Origin of the sequence: Magnetococcus marinus MC-1, from assembly GCF_000014865.1 — a bacterium.
Classification (GTDB): Bacteria; Pseudomonadota; Magnetococcia; order Magnetococcales; family Magnetococcaceae; genus Magnetococcus; species Magnetococcus marinus.
This window is the reverse complement of the sequence record NC_008576.1, coordinates 1,815,692-1,836,361: the sequence shown is the minus strand read 5'-3', so window position 1 is coordinate 1,836,361 and position 20,670 is coordinate 1,815,692. Positions and strand designations below refer to the sequence as shown.

The 20,670-nt window shown below is 54.4% G+C and carries 17 protein-coding genes; 4 read left to right on the top strand and 13 right to left on the bottom strand.

Translation table 11 applies throughout. The annotated features are described in order from the left end of the window. Positions 1–143: 143 nt before the first annotated feature. Entirely contained in the window at positions 144–530 is a 387-nt protein-coding gene (locus tag MMC1_RS21160) for an ArsR/SmtB family transcription factor (RefSeq protein WP_011713164.1), read from the top strand. Here the strand turns inward: MMC1_RS21160 and MMC1_RS07670 are convergent. Then, a complete protein-coding gene (locus MMC1_RS07670; protein WP_011713163.1) occupies positions 497–1,072 on the bottom strand; it encodes an SAM-dependent methyltransferase in 576 nt (191 codons plus the stop codon). The two genes, MMC1_RS21160 and MMC1_RS07670, sit on opposite strands and share 34 nt — an antisense overlap. Before the next feature lie 1,236 nt (positions 1,073–2,308). Between MMC1_RS07670 and MMC1_RS19830 the strand changes: the two genes are divergently transcribed. Together MMC1_RS19830 and MMC1_RS07660 are read left to right on the top strand one after the other, a co-directional pair. Next, positions 2,309–2,971: a LexA family protein gene (locus tag MMC1_RS19830; RefSeq protein ID WP_011713162.1), complete on the top strand. Its 663-nt coding sequence runs from the start codon at positions 2,309–2,311 to the stop codon at positions 2,969–2,971. Positions 2,972–3,157: 186 nt separating this feature from the next. Beyond that, positions 3,158–3,910 (top strand): HesA/MoeB/ThiF family protein, encoded by a 753-nt coding sequence (locus tag MMC1_RS07660; protein ID WP_011713161.1) that lies wholly within the window; start codon positions 3,158–3,160, stop codon positions 3,908–3,910. A gap of 30 nt (positions 3,911–3,940) precedes the next feature. Here the strand turns inward: MMC1_RS07660 and moaA are convergent, their stop codons facing one another. The 5 genes from moaA to MMC1_RS07635 all read right to left on the bottom strand — a co-directional run bounded on the left by moaA (position 3,941) and on the right by MMC1_RS07635 (position 8,912). Next, on the bottom strand, positions 3,941–4,921 hold the full coding sequence (moaA, locus tag MMC1_RS07655) for a GTP 3',8-cyclase MoaA (RefSeq protein ID WP_011713160.1): 981 nt from the start codon (positions 4,919–4,921) through the stop codon (positions 3,941–3,943). A 5-nt stretch (positions 4,922–4,926) separates the two neighbouring features. Continuing rightward, positions 4,927–5,418 carry a cyclic pyranopterin monophosphate synthase MoaC gene (moaC, locus tag MMC1_RS07650; protein WP_011713159.1) on the bottom strand — a complete coding sequence of 164 codons (492 nt, stop codon included), beginning with the start codon at positions 5,416–5,418 and terminating at the stop codon, positions 4,927–4,929. 9 nt (positions 5,419–5,427) lie between these two features. Next, on the bottom strand, positions 5,428–6,633 hold the full coding sequence (gene moeA / locus MMC1_RS07645) for a molybdopterin molybdotransferase MoeA (RefSeq protein ID WP_011713158.1): 1,206 nt from the start codon (positions 6,631–6,633) through the stop codon (positions 5,428–5,430). Between the two features lie 17 nt (positions 6,634–6,650). Then, entirely contained in the window at positions 6,651–7,769 is a 1,119-nt protein-coding gene (locus MMC1_RS22075) for a molybdenum cofactor biosynthesis protein MoaE (RefSeq protein WP_011713157.1), read from the bottom strand. Positions 7,770–7,922: 153 nt separating this feature from the next. After that, positions 7,923–8,912, bottom strand: coding sequence for a Gfo/Idh/MocA family protein (locus tag MMC1_RS07635; protein ID WP_011713156.1), 990 nt, complete (start codon positions 8,910–8,912; stop codon positions 7,923–7,925). 268 nt (positions 8,913–9,180) lie between these two features. On the opposite strand from MMC1_RS07635, the gene tviB reads away from it, so the two are divergent. Then, positions 9,181–10,452, top strand: a complete 1,272-nt coding sequence (gene tviB, locus MMC1_RS07630; RefSeq protein ID WP_011713155.1) for a Vi polysaccharide biosynthesis UDP-N-acetylglucosamine C-6 dehydrogenase TviB — start codon at positions 9,181–9,183, stop codon at positions 10,450–10,452. A 66-nt stretch (positions 10,453–10,518) separates the two neighbouring features. Here the strand turns inward: tviB and MMC1_RS07625 are convergent, their stop codons facing one another. From MMC1_RS07625 to MMC1_RS07595, 7 genes are all read right to left on the bottom strand, one after another. Further along, a complete protein-coding gene (locus tag MMC1_RS07625) occupies positions 10,519–12,393 on the bottom strand; it encodes a sensor histidine kinase (protein ID WP_011713154.1) in 1,875 nt (624 codons plus the stop codon). Continuing rightward, positions 12,390–13,100 carry a response regulator gene (locus MMC1_RS07620; protein WP_011713153.1) on the bottom strand — a complete coding sequence of 237 codons (711 nt, stop codon included), beginning with the start codon at positions 13,098–13,100 and terminating at the stop codon, positions 12,390–12,392. Before MMC1_RS07620 ends, MMC1_RS07625 begins: the two co-directional genes overlap by 4 nt. A gap of 690 nt (positions 13,101–13,790) precedes the next feature. Then, positions 13,791–15,980, bottom strand: a complete 2,190-nt coding sequence (locus MMC1_RS07615) for a DAHL domain-containing protein (RefSeq protein ID WP_011713151.1) — start codon at positions 15,978–15,980, stop codon at positions 13,791–13,793. Continuing rightward, positions 15,977–16,945 (bottom strand): cytochrome-c peroxidase, encoded by a 969-nt coding sequence (locus tag MMC1_RS07610; protein WP_011713150.1) that lies wholly within the window; start codon positions 16,943–16,945, stop codon positions 15,977–15,979. Before MMC1_RS07610 ends, MMC1_RS07615 begins: the two co-directional genes overlap by 4 nt. Before the next feature lie 119 nt (positions 16,946–17,064). Then, the gene (locus MMC1_RS07605) at positions 17,065–19,233 is read right to left on the bottom strand and encodes a hypothetical protein (RefSeq protein ID WP_011713149.1); all 2,169 of its coding nucleotides are present in this window, start codon (positions 19,231–19,233) and stop codon (positions 17,065–17,067) included. Between the two features lie 432 nt (positions 19,234–19,665). Further along, positions 19,666–20,070 (bottom strand): hypothetical protein, encoded by a 405-nt coding sequence (locus MMC1_RS07600; protein ID WP_011713148.1) that lies wholly within the window; start codon positions 20,068–20,070, stop codon positions 19,666–19,668. 73 nt (positions 20,071–20,143) lie between these two features. After that, positions 20,144–20,656, bottom strand: a complete 513-nt coding sequence (locus MMC1_RS07595; RefSeq protein ID WP_011713147.1) for a chemotaxis protein CheW — start codon at positions 20,654–20,656, stop codon at positions 20,144–20,146. Positions 20,657–20,670 lie beyond the last annotated feature (14 nt).

Below are 20,670 nucleotides of genomic sequence, written 5' to 3'. Positions count from 1 at the left end.
ACGATGTACACGAGAAGTGCCATTGCCTTTAGCCCTTCATGGTAAAATAAGGCAAGGCTGGCGTGTGCCATAAAATACAACCAACCTATGTATGCGATGCAAATCATTTTAATGATTGCTCAAAACATACTTTTGGAGAGAAGATGCCGCATCCATTAACCAACCTTGCAGAATCTTTCAAGGCTCTCTCTGAGCCACTCCGGGTTCGACTTCTTTTACTCATGCTCCACGCCGGTGAGATGTGTGTTCACGAGTGCATGCTGGTCACTAAACACCCCCAAAGCACGGTTTCTCGGCATTTAGGCGCGCTCTATAAGAGCGGCTGGCTTGAGCGTCGCCGCCAAGGGGTTTGGATCTACTACTCTTTGTCCGGCAGTTTGGCAGATTGGAAACAACAGTGCATCCAAGGTCTTTTCTCCACCCATTGTGAGGATGAATGGCTGGCACAAGACACCAAAAAGCTCCGAAAAATACGTCATCAACTCGCAACGGTACCTTACGCCACAGATACCGTGCCGGATGTGGGTTGATAGAGAAACAGGGTGGTGGCGTGCATATCTGGCACTTTTATGGTTTTAACGGGCTTATGGCCGGGCAACGCAAACCCGATACAGACCACCCAAGCCGAAGCAGCAAGCCCTTGTCGTAACCATGGCTCGACACGGCGCATCACCTCTGGATTAAGATAACAGACGACCAAACCCACCTCATGCAGGGGGTGGTCGCGGAAATCACACCGCACAAAACGTAAATTTGGCGGCCCCAGCGCGCGCCTCTTTGCCCAACTGAACAGCCACGGCAGGGGGGAGAGCTCTAACCCAAAAACACGATGTTGCGGATAATGAAGGGCCAGTTGCTGGGCCAACCCCCCCCACCCACTACCCAACTCAATGATGGATCCACTCGGATAGGCAGGCAGCAAATCCGCCAACATCCGCCGCATGGTGCGGGTAGAGGGCATGGGCGGCGCCCCCGTTCGCAGGGTATACCACACAATCAACAACCCCACCACAAGCCCAAACAGCAGGAAACCCAACCCCAAAAATAGTTCACCCTCAGACAACCCTTGCACAGCACCCCCGACCCATTTTTTGTTGTTTATGGCCCTATTGTTTACAGCCTCACCCTACACAGGTTTGTTTATCTACCTTTTCCAGTGCGCCTTCCTCTCTGCATGTGTCCCCGTAAAGTTACCATACACGACCCTCTCGACTGGCAATCTTCGACCTTGTTCTGGAGCGCGTACCAATCCATAAGCCAAGAATCTGCCCGCGCAAAGCGCGGCATCCTTAATACACTTTTTCAATATAATCTAATTTTTTGGCTCGACATCAAATAAAGTTTCAGGCAGCATGTGTAACGGTTCGTAATCGCTGATATATATCTAAGCCTTTAGGGTAAAAAAGAAAATATTCTCACCTTGCTTGCATACTTCATCCATCACGCTATCGTTTCACATTCACTCTATCTCTTTTTATCGTGACTCTAATTTTTTTGATAAACAGCCATCCAAAAAAACGTGGCAAACACGCAGTGCCGCAACAGGGATTAAGGTGATGCTTCGCAGCCCTTGGTTAATTACCACGCTCGACAACAGAGTAACAACCAAAACTGCCCGGCAAACAACCAGCGCGAACGCCCTATAGACGGACAAAATGAGAACATCTTAAAGGTAATTCTTTCTTACAATTCATACAAAATACGACAAAAAGCCGTGCTGCTCCCCGTGAAATGGCATAAAACTATCTGTTAAGTCTTTTTTTTTATATTTTAAATCGGGATTTTATGCGATACTTTCCACCATGATGTTATTTAAGCAGACCCTTACGCAATCATATGACACAATATCGTGTAAATGCTTTAGGGTGTTCTGCGTAACTTTTTACACTCTAAGACATTGGCACGCTGCACTAACCTCTTTAGTCACACATCAACGCATATAGAAAATGTCGCTTTTTTTTGTCGTTTTAATGACTTTCTCAACCCCTGCACTGCGGCTTCAACTGGCGCAGTTTGGGATAAACGGCGCTACCTTGACGGACAAACAAGGGTAACAACACGCGTTGCGTGCCAAAAAGTTGGTTGTTGAATGGGTGCAAAGGGGGGGTACCTCTGGAGCCCAACCCATGCACCTATGATTTGTTTATACCCTGAAAACATCAGGGGGTTGAGACGTTGAAGCATAAACTTGCTGCGGTCAAATCCCTTTCTAAGGCAAGTTGACCCATTCCGCCAGGCCCGTCTGCCATGAGGGATAAACCTCTCCATACGGGCCTACAGAGCTAACTCCAATTATGTAGTAGAAGCCATGACACTCAAAGATCGTATCCGTACCGCCCGTGAATATGCGGGTTTTACTCAAAAAGAGCTGGCTGATCGGGTGGACATCAGCCAAACCGCCATCCATAAATTGGAGTGCGGGCGTTCCCGTTCATCACGTCGTACCGTCGCCATTGCACTCGCTTGTGGCGTCAATCCCATCTGGCTGGAAACCGGCGAAGGGGATATGATTTTAGGCGGCTCCCGTGGCGCCCATCAAGCCTCGGATATTGGTGCTCCTTACTACACTGGTGCTATGGATTTCCTGCAAGCACCGGTCATTTCTTGGGGCGACGCCAAATTTTGGCCCGATGATAAAGAGTCCATGGAGACCGACACCCCATTGGGACACGCGCCAGTGCCTCACTTTGCCAGCAACCGCTCTTTTGCGTTGAAGGTGCAAGGGGATTCCATGTCCACGGAGTTCTCCGAAGGGGATATCATTGTAGTGGACCCCGAAATGGAGCCTAAAAATAACCACTATGTGGTGGTCTTTTTGCCCATGGAGAACGATGTCACCTTTAAACAACTGGCGGTGGATGGCGGACGCCGCTATCTCAAGCCCGTTAACCCACGCTATCCCATTATGCCTATGGAAGAAGCCGCTAAGATCTGTGGCGTGGTGGTGAGCAAGTATAAAGAGTACGAATAAGGGTTTACCCTGCGCATCAGGGCTGCACCAAGGCATCTGGACGCCTTGATATAATAGGGCAAGGGCTCTCCTAGGGCGTTGCATGCCTTAGCTTGAGGGCGGTTTCACGCCGCCCCGCCCCTATCGACACCAAAAGGCCGCCATGTAACGCCCTACATGGCGGCCTTTTGCTAACGGGAATTTACCATGTTTCGCGATGAGCAACTGCAACGCTATGCCCGTAATTTTCTGCTCAAAGATGTTGGCGGTCATGGTCAACAGGCGCTATTAGCGGCTCATGTATTAATTGTGGGGGCCGGTGGCTTGGGTTCACCGGTAGCACTCTATTTGGCCGCCAGTGGGGTTGGACAACTCACCCTGGCCGATGCCGACACGGTAGAACTCTCCAATTTACAACGGCAGGTTATCCACACCACCGCCCGTTGCGGAGAGAATAAAAGTGAATCGGCAGCCACCACCCTGAGGGCCATCAACCCCGATATTAACATCACCCCCCTGCCCCTACGGCTGGAGGGCGAAGCCCTGGCCCTGGCCATTGAAGCTGCCGATCTGGTGGTGGATGCCACCGATAATTTTACCAGCCGCTACGCCATTAACGCCCTATGCGTGGAAAAACAGAAAAAATTGGTCAGTGGTGCGGTGATGGGTTGGGAAGGGCAAGTGGCGGCCTTTGCCGGTTTTCGCCCCGGTCTGCCCTGCTATCGCTGCCTCTACCCGCCAACCGAGGCGATGGATGCGCTGCAACCCTGCGCCCGTAGCGGTGTGTTGGGTCCTGCCGCTGGGGTGATCGGCACCCTGCAAGCAGCCGAGGTCATTCGTCAGTTGGTGGGGCTCTCTGAGGAAAATCTTCAGCGTGTCACCTTTGTCGATCTACACAGTTGGCGCTTTTACAGCATGACCATGCGTGCCCAGGCACACTGCCCGGTCTGTGGTGGCTGAGCCTCCACACAGCGTATGCGGCACCCCTGCTTACCCCCCCAGGGCCGTCATGGCATGGGGCGAGGCACTCTGTAAAAAGTCGTGCGCTTTGGGCTTGGCCTGCACGGCGGTCAGAATGATTTCATCCAATTGGGCATCGCTTGCCCCCTCCCGCAGGGGCGTTTTAAGATCCACCCGATCCTGCTGCCCCAAGCAGAGCACCAAGTGACCGTCGGCGGTAAGCCGCATGCGGTTACAGGTGTCGCAAAAGTGGCGGGACATGGCCGAGATCACCCCTACCTCAGCATCCCCAATACGGTAGTAGCAGGCCGGCCCTGGCCCCTTAAAACCGGTGATGGGGATTAAGGCTTGCGCCCCCACCGCCTGCCGCACCCGCTCCAAAATGGCATCACTGGAGAGATAGCTGCCCATCACCTGCTGCCCAGCCTTGCCAATGGGCATGGTTTCAATAAAACGCAGGGTTAAACCATGCTCGCGGGCAAAGGTGACCATGTGGGGGATCTCATGATCGTTGACCCCGCCCATCACCACCATATTGACCTTAACGGGGGTCAAACCTGCCTCAAGGGCAGCCAAGATGCCCGCCTTGACCTCATCTGGCGAACCCACATCCCCACAAATTTTTTGAAACCCGCTCGGGTCCAAGCTATCCAGAGAGATATTGACCCGCGCAATGCCAGCCTCTTTTAAAGCCTTGGCAAAGCGAGGCAAAAGCAGACCGTTGGTGGAGAGGGAGATCTCCTCGACCCCCGCCAATTGGTGCAGCCCGGCTACCAGTTGCGCCAAATCTTTACGCACCAGGGGCTCACCACCGGTCAAACGAAAGCGGCCTATACCCAACTGGGCAAAGCGTGCCAGCAGTCGGCTCAGTTCGGCAAAGCTCAGCCACTGTTCCCGTAACTGGCTCTCTTGTTCGGGCACGCGACAGTAGTTGCAGCGCATATTGCACTGCTCACTCACAGAGACGCGCAGATAGGAGATGGTGCGGTTAAAACGGTCCACCAAGGGCATGGCGGTTATTCCCTATCCTGAGCATCACGCACAAAGTGACCACTGCGCCCACCCGATTTTTCCAGCAAGCGCACCGCCCCAATCACCATCTCCCGATCCATCGCCTTACACATATCGTAGATGGTCAATGCGGCTACACTTACCGCCGTAAGTGCCTCCATCTCTACCCCAGTTGGGGCGGTACACTTAACCTGGGCGGTAATAACCACGCGGCTGTGGGCCTCGTCGGGTTGAAAGGCGAGCTTGACCGACGTTAGGTTGATTTGATGGCACAAGGGGATCAAGCCATCCACCTTTTTAGCGGCCATGATCCCTGCCAGACGGGCAACCTCCAGCACATCCCCCTTTTCAAACCCTTTACGCAGAATGCGATCTAGGGTTTGTGGGCGCATGGTGATCTCTCCTGCCGCCACAGCGACCCGCTCGGTGGCCGGTTTTTCGGTGACATCCACCATACGGGAGGCCCCGTTTTCATCAAAATGGGTCAGGTTGCCCATAGCGTTTCCTTAATAGTCGATGCGTTGAACCGTGACCAGCTCTCCAGGGGCATAATCAACCGCCTCGGCAGGTAGAACGATAAAACAGTCCGCGGCGGCCATGCTGGAGAGCATGCCCGAGCCCTGCCCACCGGTGGAGACAACCCCCGGCTGCTGGGCATCATAGCGGATAAGGCCGCGCTGAAAATCGACCCGATTATTTTTTTTGCGCAAACGCCCCTCCAACAGCGGCAGTCTGAGCAGGGGCGGCACATACTCGGCCACCCCCATCATTTTTAAGAGTGCCGGTCGCACCACCAACAAAAACACCGCCAGCGCCGAGACAGGATTACCCGGCAGACCAAAAAAACGGGCTTGCCCCAGGGTACCGTAAGCCTGGGGTTTACCCGGTTTCATATTGACCTTCCAAAAGTCGATCTGCCCCAGCTCTTGCAGCACCGCCTTGACCAGATCATAATCCCCCACCGATACGCCGCCCGAGCTAATCACCGCATCGGCTTGGCTCGCGCCACGCTCCAGGGCCTCACGGATGGCCGCCCGGTCATCTCGGACCAAGCCCAAATCCACCACCTCCACCCCTAACGCCTGAAGCGCGGTAAGCAGGGTGGTCCGGTTGCTATCGTAGACCTGTCCCGGTCGTAGAGGGTTCCCCACACGAACCACCTCATTACCGGTGCTCAACACCGCCACGCGGGGCCGTTTGAACACCGCCACGCTGGTCTGTCCCATTGAGGTCAACAAACCGAGTTGGGCAGGGGTTAGGCGCACCCCCTTGTTTAAATAGAGAGCGCCCTTGGCAATATCCTCACCCGCAGGACGAATATTCTGGCCCAGAGCCTGCCCAGCGGGGATCGTTACCTGATCGCCAACCCGCTGCACCACCTCTTGCATGACCACACAATCCACCCCCGCCGGGATCGGGGCACCGGTCATAATGCGCACCGCTTGGCCCGCGCCGATGGCTTGGCTCAAGCGATCGCCTGCGGGCAGATCGGCACACACATGCAGTGTTACCGCATCTTGCGGGTGCAAATCGGCATGGCGAATACCGTAACCATCCATGGCGGAGTTATCATGGTTGGGCACGGCAAATTCAGCCACCGCCCCTTGCCCCAATACCCGCCCCAGCGCCTCATGCACCGGCACCATCTCGCTTTGCAGCATGGGGGTAACACTCTGTAAAACCCGGGCACGGGCCTCTTCAAAGGCAATCATTGGCTCTCCTTGTGGGCTTAGTGGCCTGCCCCAGCGGCCATTCTTAGGGCATGGGGAATAAGATCCGCAACCGCTTGCAAACTGTGCAGTGCGCCACGGGTGCTGCCGGGCAAGTTCACCACCAAGGTCTGCCCACGCAGCGCCGTTACCCCCCGGGTAAACACTGCATTGCGGGTCTGCTGCATACCCGCTGCACGTATGAGTTCCGCAAATCCAGGGAGTTCCCGATTGCACACCTGACGGGTGGCTTCTGGGGTAATATCCCGAGGGCTGGGACCGGTGCCCCCGGTGGTCAAAATCACATCCACCCCCTGCTCATCGGCCCATGTACAGAGACAAGCCGCCAGCACCGCCTGATCATCGGCCAACAGGGTGCGTTGCACCACCCGCCCCCCATAGCTCAACACCGCGCCCTCAAGGGCATCACCGCTTTTATCCGTTGCCAGGGTACGGCTATCCGACAGGGTAACGATCCCCACCCGCAATCCAGGCCAACTGGCCACCGCCGCCCCATGATCCCGATGCTCAGCATGGCCATGTTGCGGGCCGCCGCCGTGCTGATGGTCGCCGTGCTGATGGTCGCCGTGGTGGTGATGGTCTGCCTCAACCGCGCTTACGGCGTGGGTATGTTTGGCCCCTTGTTTAAGATCGGCCCATTGGCTGGCTGCGGCCTCGCAACCGGGGCAGCTCTCTACCCAGCGCGAACCACTGGGGGAGATCTCTTTTTTCCACAAGGTTGCACGTACCTTTAAATGGTCGATCACATAGCGGCAGGCTTCAAACGATTCGGCCCGGTGACGCCCAGCGGCAATCACCAGAACAATATTTTGTCCCACCTCCAGATAACCAACCCGGTGAATCACCCGAATCGCCTCGACAGGAAACTGGGCGTGGGCGGCTGCCACAATGCGCTCAAGCTCCCGTTCGGTCATACCTGGGTAGTGTTCCAGCTCCAGCGCGGTCACAGCGTCGGATGAGGTAAAATCGCGCACGGTACCCAAAAAAGTGACCACCCCACCAATTTTAGGATTGGCTTTGAGCAGGGCATCCACTTCATCCTGCGCCGAAAAATCCTCTGTCTGTATGCGTATGCTATCCATGGCCAAGATCTCGCTAGAGTATGCGGTCAACCTCACTACATTACCCATAATGGTGGGGTTTGCACCTGATCCGGATCAAGCGTAAAGGAAGTAAGCAGGCCGGGAAAGGCTTGTTCACCCCATCCCATAAGAAAAAGGGGCCCGGCATTGCCCCAGGCCCCTCTCGTTTCACCTATCCCAGCGTAGGGCTCAAAAGCCACTGTGGGCACAGATACCGCGAATACGGCGCATCCAGTTAAGCACCTCCACCGCCTCTGGCACACTAGACTCAGGCTGCTCCCCTCGGTGTATGGAGGAGAGCATGTGGTCTAAAGCCCGCTGCAACGGGGTGGGGGTTGAAGGGGGATCAATGCAGAGAGGCTCTTTATCCAACGTCACCGTCAGCGCCTCACCGTAATCATGGCGCTCCACCTTATGGCGATAGAGGCGCACCTCGGAGTTGGGGGAATCCTCCCACACCAACGCGCCCTTTTCCCCCATGATGCTCATGCTGCGGGCTTTTTCTGGATGGGTGAGGCTGGCCATCATATCCACCATCACCCCATTGGCCAGCATCACCGAGCAGTTGACCGTATCCCACTGTCCATGGATCATTAAATCGCTGCCGGAGCTAGAGAGGCGCAGCAGCTCCACTTGCGGAAAAAGCGCCTGCACCAGATAGATATCATGGTAGAGCAACTGCCCCAGTACATCGCTATCCTTGGCAAAGCGGCCAAAGTTGGCCCGCCAGGTACGCACCTGTCGAATACGCCCCAGTTCCCCCCCCCGCACCATCTGCCGAATGCGATCAAAAGCGGGGCAGTAGAGCTGAGTATGGTCCACAAACAGCACACGCTGCTCTTTTTTGGCCAGTTTGCGCATGGCATTGGCTTCGTCACGATGCTCACAAATGGGCTTTTCAACCCAAACATGGCGACCCGCCTGTAACGATTTAAAGACCAAATTGGCATGTTCCGTGACCTGCGTTGCCACCATCACCATATCTACTTTACGATGGCTAATCAAAGCGTCGGCACTTTCCGTGAGCATGTGCCCTAAACCCTGCTCCTGCAACTTGAGCTGGTGCTCCCGATTACGGTCATAAATGGCCGCAATCGAAAAGGCAGGATGGTTCCCTACCTCCTTATAAAGAACCTCACCCCAGGGACCAAAGCCGATAAGCCCAATACCAACTGTCATAATCGTGCCACTCCTTGCAAGCACTCATGGTCATCCACGCCTAATTTGTTAGGCACCCACCCTTTTACCCCACCCCTATAACAGCGTGATGGTGTTCCCATTACATTTGTGGGAAAAACTGCTTTCCTACTGGTACAGAACGGCTTGGAACCTGCATAGTATGCCTTTCCTGTCGCACGTTTTTTAACTTAACTGTCGCGCGATGGGCACCCTGCCACGGCAGGGCGTGATGATAATGACCCATTATTAGACGAAAAGCAGGTGCCATGTGAATAAAAATCCCAAAATTGCCATCATCGGCCTCGGTTATGTGGGTTTGCCCCTAGCTGTTGCCTTTGGGAAAAAATATCCCACAGTGGGCTTTGATATCCGCAGCCAACGCATTACCCAACTGCAACAGGGTCAAGACACCACCCTAGAGTGTAGCAGCGTCGAGCTAGCGCAAGCCAGCCAGCTTAGTTTTACCGCTGATTTACAAGAAATTGCCCACTGCAACACCTACATTGTCACCGTACCCACCCCCATTGACAACTACCGCCGCCCGGATCTGAGCCCGCTGATAAGTGCCTCAGAAACCGTCGGCAAGGTTCTTAAAGCGGGGGACGTGGTGATTTATGAATCCACGGTCTACCCCGGTGCCACCGAAGAGGTGTGCGTACCTATTTTGGCCAAGCACTCCGGTTTGGTCTTTAACGAGACCTTTTTCGCAGGCTATAGCCCTGAGCGCATCAACCCAGGGGATAAGGTGCATCGCCTGGAGACCATCACCAAAGTCACCTCTGGCTCAACAGCCGAGGCTGCTCAGTGGGTTGATCAACTCTATCAATCCATCATTCAGGCGGGCACCCACCTAACCTCTTGCATCCGGGTGGCCGAGGCCGCCAAGGTGATTGAAAACACCCAACGGGATGTCAACATTGGCTTGATTAACGAGTTGGCCCTGCTCTTTAACCGCTTGGAGATCGACACCTTAGAGGTGTTGCAGGCGGCAGGTACCAAGTGGAATTTTCTGCCCTTTAGGCCCGGCTTGGTGGGGGGGCACTGTATTGGGGTTGATCCCTACTATCTGACCCATAAAGCCCAAGAGATTGGCTACCACCCGGATATGATTCTTGCTGGCCGCCGCGTCAATGACAGCATGGGCACCTATGTCGCCAGTGAAGTGATTAAGCTGATGACCCGCAAACATTTGTGTGTCGCCAGTTCGACCATTTTAATCTTGGGCCTAACCTTTAAGGAGAACTGCCCCGATCTGCGCAACACTCGGGTGGTGGATATTGCTCAAGAGCTTCTGGAATATGGGGCCGAAGTGGCCATTTACGACCCCTGGGTGGATGCCCAAGAGGCGCACCATGAGTATGGCCTAAATTTGCTGACCGAGGTTCCCCATGCCCACTATGACGCGGTAATTTTGGCGGTACCCCATCGCCAATTTATCGAGGCGGGCATTGAGTGGGTCCAAGCCCTGCGCAAAGAGATTTCGGTTTTCTACGACCTAAAATCGCTGTTTGCCAAAGAGCAGAGCGACCAACGCCTGTAATACATTGACAAGCGGCCCCACGCATAACACGGGGGGCCGCTCTGGGTCCAACCTCGTTGTTAGGGGCTAGGGGTGGCGACCCACTTCATGTCCTTTAAGATCCAACGGCGCATCGTCCGGCAAAATCGCAGGATGGCCGGTTGCGGGGCGGGTAACACGTTGTCCTTCCATCTTTTTAGGTAGCGTAAACCAAAAACGGCAACCATGGGGATTGACCGACTCCACCCCCACATCCCCGCCCATCTTACGCACCATCTGCTTAACAATCGAGAGCCCCAACCCTGTGCCGCCCATATCCCGAGAACGCCCCTTATCCACCCGGTAAAAACGTTCAAATACGCGGCTATGGTGGCTGGCATCAATCCCTGCACCGGTATCGCTTACCTCAATCCGGTTAAACCCTTGCAACTCGCTACAGGTAATGGAGATCTGCTCCCCCGCCGGTATATACTTCACCGCGTTGGAAACCAGATTGCTAAGCACCTCCTCGACCGCCTCACGATCCCCCATACAGACCACTTCGGGCTTAATCATAGACCAGCAGGTAATATTTTTTTCCTGGGCCAGCGGGGTAATATGCTCCTGCACACTGTTGACAATGGAGCTTATATTCAGCGGTTCATTCTTAAAGATAAGCTCGTTGGACTCCAGACGGGCCAGATCCAGTAGTTTGGAGATAATTTGCGACAGCCGAATAGCATGCCGCTCAATGGCATTGACCAGCTGCACCCCATAGGCTTTATCATTAAGGGCACCATTGAGCAGTGTTTCCGCATTCGCCTGAAGAATGCTAATGGGGGTACGTAATTCGTGGGAGACATTGGCCACAAAATCCCGCCGAATCTGCTCCTGCCTACGCAGTATGGTATTATCATGAAACACAATAATATAGCCGCGCTCGCCCTCCATCGGCGTCCACTGCGCCTGCACAAAACGGCTTTCGTCACCAAAAGTCAGCGTGAGTTCCACACTACCCGGCAGATTGTTTTCCACCTGCAACACCTGACTAAGCTGCTGGTAACATTGTGAGCTCAGCACACTTTGCAGGGTCTCACCCACATGCTCTTCGCCCACCCCCAGCAGTGTCTCCGCCGGAGGGTTACTCAAGACTACCCGGCTGTGATCATCCACCACCAACAGGCCATCGGCCATCCCCTGAAGCACCCCTTGCAACAGACGTCGCTCCCGTGTAACCGACGAGACATTGCGCCGCAGCTCCATCGCCATACTTCGGAAAGAGGCCCCCAATAGACCCAACTCATCACCCGGCTGCATCTCTACCGGAGCGACCGAACTGCTCAGGGCTTCACTGGAAATGGCGTGAACCTGGGCCATCAATTTACGGAAACGGCGGGTACTAAAATGGGCCGCTAGGGAACTGACCCCCATAGCCGCCAACACCGCCAAAATGCCCGCCAAGACCAACATTAAGCGCAGACGCTCACGAATGGGAGCCAACTGCGACATCGGCTTGGCAACCCGCAACACACCCATCTGCCCATCTTTGAGATGATAAGTCCGGGCTACATAGAACATATCGGTCTTTAGGGTTGCCGAGTAGCGAATGGAAGCCCCGCTCCCCTCTTTATAGGCTTGCACAATTTCGGGACGTTTGGCGTGATTGTCAACACTCGGTAAAGCTGCCAGAGCCACCCGTCCATCCCCCAGCACGCGACCATCCACATCCACAATGGTGACACGCGACTGGGTAATCTCCCCCAAATGATCGGCCAGCGCATCCAACCCGGTCATGGTATAGTCGAGCCGTTGATCCATCAGGCTCGCCACCCCCAACCGCGCATAGCTCTCTAATTCACCGCGAATTTGCGCTTGCAACCAGTTGCCCAGCGCAAGTTCCAGCAGCATGCCCACCGAGGCACCCACCAGCAAAATCAGGATAAAGGAGAGCAGGAACAGCTTGCCACGAATACCTAAATTCACGACATATCTTCCCCATCCGGGCGATCACGAAAACGGTAACCTACCCCGCGGATGGTCTCCATATATTTACCCGCTGGGCCAAGTTTTTCCCGCAATCGTTTAACGTGGGCATCCACCGTGCGGGTCTGCACAAAGGCATTTACCCCCCATACATCGTTGAGCAGGGTATCCCGGTTTTGCACCCGCCCCTTGCGCGATAAAAAGGTGGTCAGTAACTTAAACTCCATCGCGGTCAAGCTGCTCTCTTCACCGTCAACCCACACCCGGTGCCCCTCTAGATCCACCTTTAAACGACCAAAGGTGACCAGGGCGGCACTCTCGGCCTGCTCTGGTTGTACCCGCCGTAAAATGGCGCGTATACGCAAGACCAACTCCCTAACCTTAAACGGTTTAACCACATAGTCATCGGCTCCGGCCTCAAAGCCCATCACTTTGTCAATCTCCTCCCCCCGCGCCGTGAGCATGATCACCGGCATGGTACGGGTACCATCCTCCTCACGCATACGTCGACACACCTCAATGCCCGACACACCGGGCAACATAAGATCCAGCAGCACCAGATCGGGCCAGCGTTCCACCGTTGCAATTCGCATCCCCTCTTCACCGGTTAGGGCGACACGAGCATTAAAGCCCTCTTGTTTCAAGCTATACTCCAGGGTATTAGCCAGATCCCGTTCGTCTTCGACAATGAGGATGTTGACAGACATAGCCGCTCCGTTAACAGACGATGGCTGACGCAGTAACAGATTGCGCCAATAGGTTATTGTGGATATTACGCAGGTTCCAAAGACAAGAACAAGTAGGGATTAAATCCCCTTTAATGATCCTATGGATATTGGACGCAGAGAAAAAAGAGTCGGTGGTACCCATGGGGAGAAGGGTTTGCTCAGCATGTTTAGACTGAGTGGAACAGTGCTGGTCTACGCCTGTAAGTCCCATACTCCATGCCTCTCATCCTCACCAGACCGAAGGTTGGCGAAGATCTCAAGAGATAAGCGATTCCAAAAGCCGCGCGGCGCTTACCCCGGGGGGTGCCGCATTTTAAAAACAGACCTTGAACGATCTTTGCGGACGTTTGACATAACACCAACCCGCCGCGCCCCTTGGTTGCAGCGCATTCTTACCCACTCCCCGCTCTGGTGCAAGCTTACAATCATGCTTTTGACCGTTTTTTTGGGTTTTAGCCCTTCCCCCCGCCCCGCACAGGCAAACCCATGTTGCCTAACAAGCCACCTTCACGCTAAACACCCCCACCCCAAGCAGGCTATCCTTGGCTCCACCGAGACGATGCCCCTACCCCCCTGCTCTACCTCAACCTACCGCGCCCCTCCAACACGGCAATGCTTACGCGACCCTCCCCACACACCGACACTGAACGCACATGACCCGCTACGCCTTTAGGGCTGCACCAACACCCTTTCACAGGGCCAACAGATCTCAAAGCGTACCCCTTCACCTGTGCCACTTTGGCAAAGCACTCGGCCCTGTAGCTGCCCTTGCACCAGGGTTTGTAAAAAATAGAGGCCCAAACCGTAGCGCCCCTCAGGATGGGCCGTGGTAAAAAAAGGCTCGAACATCTGCTGTTGCACGACCTCATCCATGCCGATCCCGTCATCCTGATAGTTGAGTAAAACCTCCCCCTCGACATAGCTTATGACAATCTTCACCTCCCCCCCGCCCGGCTGGGGAAAAGCATGGACCAGGGTATTATTAAGCAGGTCTGAAAAGATCTCCTGCACCAGATCTTTCCGACTCATCACCTGCAAGGCTTGCTCAACCTTAATCTGCAACACCACATGTTGCTGGTCAAACATTGGACGCAACGGATCGACAATCTCCAGCAAGGCACTTTCCATATCCAATGGCTCCAACTGCCAATCGGTCGAGATATGGGTAAAACGCCGCATAACCCGAATAAGTTTGGCCGCTTTCTCCATGCTATTGCTGATTAAATGGGCCAGTTTATCCAAGCTCTTGAGCTCTTCGACCAACGACTCTTCATCCACCTCTTCCTGCTCTAGCATCGCCAGAATACGGTTGGTGGTTTCACGATTTTGCGAAGCCGCCCCCACCGCAATGCCAATGGGTGTGTTGATCTCATGGGCCACCCCCGCCGCCAACCGACCAATAGAGGCCATCTTTTCACTACTGACCAACTGGTCACGGGTACGGTTAAGCTCATCCATCCGGCTTTGCAACTCCGAGGTACGCTCCGCCACCTTGGCATCCAACGAGTTCAGAGTGGCGTGCAGGCGATCTTCCATCGCCTTACGTTCAGTAATATCCCGGATAACCAGCGTAAAAAATCGCTTTCCGCCGGTTTTCCAACTGGCTAATGAAGCCTCTACGGGAAAAATCGTACCATCGGCTCGCTGGGCCTCCAAGGTTTGCACCTCGCGGGGCTTGAGCAAGGCATCCGCCTTTAACGACGCTTGCAAAATATGTTGGTAAAAGCTCTGTTGATGCTCTGGCACCAACATCTCCAGACTGCGCCCTTTTACCTGGGCATACTCATAACCAAAAATGGTGGTTGCACTGCGGTTCCAAAAACTAATACGACCATGACGGTCCACCGCTAGAATGGCATCCCCCGCCGATTCCGCCACCGAGCGAAACCGCTCTTCGGCCTTACGACGCTCCAACAGCTCCCGTCGTAACTCAGTCGTCCGCTGTGCCACCAAGGCCTCCTGCTGGGCATGGGCCAAACGCAACAGCATCACCTTGCGCGCTACCAACATCCCCACACCGATCAGCACCAGAGTCAACAGGTACATCCACAAGCGCAATTGATCAGCCCGTCGCAAATCCCCCTCAAATGCAGCATAGTAGCTCTCAGCCAAGCGATCCAATTGCCGCTCGGTGGGTTGCGCAACCGCGTCTTGGCTCCAACGGTTCACCTTCATTTGAAATTTATGGATCAACGCGCCATGCTCCATCAGGTTACGCACCTGCTGAACCAGTGTTCCCTGATGCTGTTCCAATAGAGTTAGGATGAGCTCTTGGGACTGCCCCAATGCCCACAAATCCTGCTCCGGACCCCGGTTGTTACTGACCAAGGTCAAACGCAGCAATAAGGTTAGCTGCCGGCTCATAACGCGCGCTTGGTTGGCATCGAAGCCAGTCAATTCCGGCTTATTGTGGTCAAGCTGCTCGGTAATCTCCATCAGAGCCTGCGGAAAATAGCGCAATGAGTTGCGCAAAACCGCTTGGTCCGATTTAAACCGCTCCACCAACCAAAGCTTCTCTTGCCAACTTTTTAGTAGCCCTTGATAGAGTGACACCATCTCATCGCTACGGCTTAACCCACTGCGTGCTTGAGCAGGATCTAGCGCTTTAAGAATTTGATTTATTTCTAAACTATATTGAACAAAGCTATCATAATGGGTGAGCATGCCGTGCTGCACCAAGCCAAGGGATTGATCCATCGCCGCATCCAAGCGATAGAGCTGTTGTAAATGGCCCTGCACCTGCCGATGCTGGGATTGGTCAATTTGGCGGGTAAAAGTCAACAGGGTCACAAGGGAGACAACCCCCATCGCCACAACAGCAATAAACACCCATATATTATTTGAGGTTAATCGCATCATGGGGCCTCCGGCTGGGTACCGGTTAGGCTATGCAAAAAAGCGACAATTTTTTCTATATGTTCTGCACTTAGCTGGCGGCCTAGCTGATAGTGGGCCATTAATTGCACCGCCTGCGACAGGCTCTTAACACGCCCATCGTGAAAATAGGGCGCGGTTAGGGCCACATTGCGCAGCGAAGGTACTTTAAAGGCAAAACGGTCCTCCTCCTGCGCGGTTACATTAAAGCGGCCATAATCACTCTTGGTGATTGGTATCTGGCGGTCTTTAAAATAGTTACCAAACAGGCCAAAGGTTTGGTACATATTACCGCCCACATTGACCCCCTGGTGACACGCCACACAGCCGTAAGATTTAAAGAGCTCATAACCCTCGACCACCTCCCGCTCCACCGCCTTTAGATCCCCTCTTAAATAGCGATCAAAGGGGGCGTTAGGGGTGGTCAAGCTACGCTCATAGGTGGCAATAGCAAGACTAATGCTCTCCTTGGTGATACCTAAATGGGGAAACAGCTCACTAAAACGACGGCGCATCTTTTTATCTCGATTAAGCCGCTCCAACACCCCCTCCCAACGTGCCCCCATCTCAATAGGGTTGGTCACAGGTCCCAACGCCTGACTCTCTAAAGAGTCGGCCCGGCCATCCCAAAACTGCGCCAAATTATAGCGCGCATTAAGCACCGTTGGGGCATTGATGCCCCCCTTTTGCTGCCGTATGCCTACAGAAACCGGCAGACCATCCATCCCCCCCGCATTAACGGGGTGGCAGCTCGCACAGCTTAACGTGCCGTCACCCGAAAGGCGGGTATCGTGGTAGAGCAGCTCCCCCAATGCCACCTGTTGCTTATTCAACTCAGCCTGGGTCAACGGTATGGGTTGAATAGGCTCATTAATCAACGGCACCCCCCATACGGGGGGCGAGAGCAACAGTGCCAAGCCTACCATCTTTACGGTCAACCAACGTCCCATGCAATCCCCATCATCTGAGTGCTCTTCAACCAACCCCACAGACCCCTAGGCGCAACCTGTACGCGCCTAACGAGCGATCCCCAACCCCCATTCGTCTGTAACCACACAAACACCACGGCCTAGGGGGCGCTCATCCAATCACACGAGCGCTCTGCCACGTAGCGCATAAAAGCGATTTTGTGCAGAGGGTAGCCTTCGAGCAGAGCTTTACTTAACAAGGCACAGCGATAGGCGATGGCCTGTTTACCCTGCTCGGCCATCACCAAAGCGGTCATGCCCACTTTTTCGGCCCACCATGCCCGTTGCGGCTCGACAAAATCCTTTAACACCCGGTCAACCAAGCGCTCCTGCTTGCGAATGCGGGTGTGGTTTAAAAAATCCATGAGGGCCTGCCCCTCCACAAACCAGCTATCGGTCACCCCTTTCACCGGGCGAAAATAGTTGGCATTCATCAGCAGATCTAGATCGATCTCCTCATCAAACAGCTGATCACTCGGGGTCTCTGCCGAGGTTAAAATCTCATCCATGCGGGCCGCGAGATCAAGGGGCACCGGCACCCATTTTTGGGCCCCCAATAGCTCCGCTACCTCCAGCAATTGGAGGGGGGGTGGGGTATTTTGCTGCAAACCAACCTCAATCGCATAACTCACCAAACGGTTTAAAAAGGCTTCTGAAACCTTACCCACCAAAGAGACCTGGGCATTTTCACGGATTAACCGATCCACCTCACTCTGGGGCATCGGCTCACTATGCCAGACATCGGCAACCCCTTTGCCTTGCTTAATCAACAGCGAAACCGCCCGGAACCATTTTTTCTCATACTGGGTGATCACCAAAAAGGCCTGCGCTCCTGCCCCATCCACGGTGGTGGCAATGCGCTGAGTGACGGGATTTCCCGCTGACCACTGCGCACACTGCACCCCTTTTCTACGAGCCTTGCGCGTCACCTCATCCACCTGCTTACGCTCATCCTTGGGTAGCCAATTGCGTACCACAATCAACCGACGTAAAGCCGTGGGGGTCAGGTTTTCGGCATTGCTGTGCAGCCACAACAGCACACTGCGGCGGGTATGCACATTGGGACTAAGCACCAACAGCGAGACCGCATCCCTTACCTCCGGCAGGGTGCTGTTGATAAAGGTACCAATCGCCATATCCTGCGACTCCATATCCATGGAGCGGGTGGTGTGAATCAGGGTTTCACACACACCAAACGGATTCCCCTCATGGTGCTCCAACAGCTCCTCGATCAACCCCTGCACGCTCTCTTCTGAGGGATCCATCTCTGCCACATAGGCCGCCAACAGTTGATCATGCACCTTAATCAACTCTGGCATGGGGTCGATGCCGGCGTCTTCCAACACATGCAGCAGGGACTCTAATACGCTGGGGGAGATCAGCTCTAAGGAGACCGCTTCAATCACCGCCTCTTGGAACTCCGCAACCACACTCACCGCCCAGTCATAACCCGCCTCTAAATAGGCCCGTATCTGTTGCAGTTGGGTACTTACTAAAATCAAATAAGCCATCGCCAAGCTCGGCGGGAGGCTGCCCCCATCGTCGCGCTCTTCGCTTAATTCATCCAGCATATCAAACAGCAGATAGGGGTGTTCATCCAGCATCTGGATAAGTTTATCGTCCAACGGTAGTTTTTTATTGGACTCCACCGCTTTGGCGATGCGCTTGGCTTGACGGTTCAGATATTGGACCACCTTCGGGTCATTATCTGGGATGGTTGAATCGTCATCCATCGCCTCAAACAAGGATAACCCCTCATCCAGTTCTTCCGGTTTGACCCGTGGCACCCACTCGCTGCTGCGTGGTTTCATCGACGCTGTTGAAGCAACCGTGTGCTCCGCATTGGAGGCGGGAGCCTGTTTGGCAATGTCCCAGTGGCTTCTATTTTCTACTTGAGCGACCATTTTTTTGGCAAGTTTATCCATGGTGCGCGCCAATACGCGAGCGTTTTTAATCGCGCCTTGCTCTTCTAAAAAGACAAAAAAGGCTTTTAACACAGGATTAACCGACAAAAAAAAGCCCTCCCCTGCCATCGCTTTATGGGGAATCGTCTCAATACAACACTGCTCGACACTGGCCGCGCTCCACTTGGCGGGCAGACGCTCATGGTAGGTGTACATAAGATCCACAAACAGCGAGATTACCAAGGAGCTATCAGGCTTAATGGCCTCATCCAAAGCGGCAAAAGCGTCGCTCTCATTAAAATCCCTCAGCCAACCTTGCATGGTGGCATGGAGTTCATCATAGGCTTCGTCTGAATAACTGCTCACCTGCACCATCCCAAATCAAAAGTGGATCTAAAAAAAAAGAGTCCCTCTGAGGGTGGACCCTTATTCGTCTATGAAAACTTAATTGACACGCTTTGTATAGCATAATTTAGCAGAGCAATCTGCCCTTTCAAGGCGCCCACAACCGCCAAATCGCTCATGTACCTGGGTAGGCGAGGTTAAGGCACGCGCAAACCGCTCCTGCGGCGGATCTTTGCGCCGCCCAAAAGCAAGCAGACCATGCTGATCAAGGAAAACGCGAGGGGGACACACCAAGGTAACCATCTCAGCAGGGTCTGTGCGGTGTCAGCCAATAGATCGACAATGCAGGAGAGGATCGAGCATGGTAGAAGCCCCTTGTAAGGTGGCCAAACCCATGTCGAAGCACAGGCAACCGATGGGTTCAAACCATAATAGGGCATGCGATCGGGGCTTTTAGTCGGCCATGAGGGGCACCAATCCATGGGGGCTTATAATGGCGCGTAGCCCCGGCCCATCCACCATCAAGCCACGCAGAGCCAACAGATCTCGGTGAAGCGCCAACAAAGGGGGCAATGGTTTAATGTGCTGGGCAGCCACCCTCTGGATATGGATCGGTTCCCGCACCGCCAGCAACGTACATCCCGCCACCGCCTGCTGCAAAACCAGATAGTGGGGGGGCGTGTTCTCTTGGGGTAAACCCAAGAGCCGCTCCAGATCCAACACACCTGCGGCCGGGCTGCTCTGCGCCCCCCGAATATGCAAGGACTCCATCGCAAATTTTTGCCCACCGGCACTAAACAGCACCATGTTCACATGGCGGGGCAGTGTGGCGGCTGCTTTAAACGATTGAGCTTCCATACTGATCCGCTCTTTCTAATGGGCGACACTGCGGGCTAAACGCACCTGTCTGGCCACTTTGCCAGCTGTGGATTTAGCCCGGATATTTCATGGTGTGCCGGTAGTGGGCAAACAGCGGCACCAAACTCAACACCATCACCGGCTGTTGCCGATAGTGCAGAATACCCGTCACAAAGGGGCGTATCTGCTCTGAAACCGTCTCTAACGGGGGTTGAATGCCGCTTATGGGCTGATCCAGCACATCCAACACCTGATCAACCCGCAACCCGCTGCGCAAACCATCCCCTTCGCCAATCAGCAGTGTGAGACGCGGCGGCGGCTCCCGCTGAATGCCCAACAGATGGTCCAAGTTAAGAACCGACTCAATATTGCCCCGAATATTGACCACGCCGGCCATGGAACGGGGGCAACCCGGTACATAAAAAATCTCAAGATCGGTAACGATTTCCCGAATTTGCTCACCCGGAAAGGCAAAGATCTGATCATGCAGGGCAAAAATCACCAATTTTACTTGGGGATCCTCCACATTTACAATCTCTGTGTGGTCATGCCCTTTGCTTTCCAATAGCTGTTCTAAATCGCTCATCCCGCACCACCCAC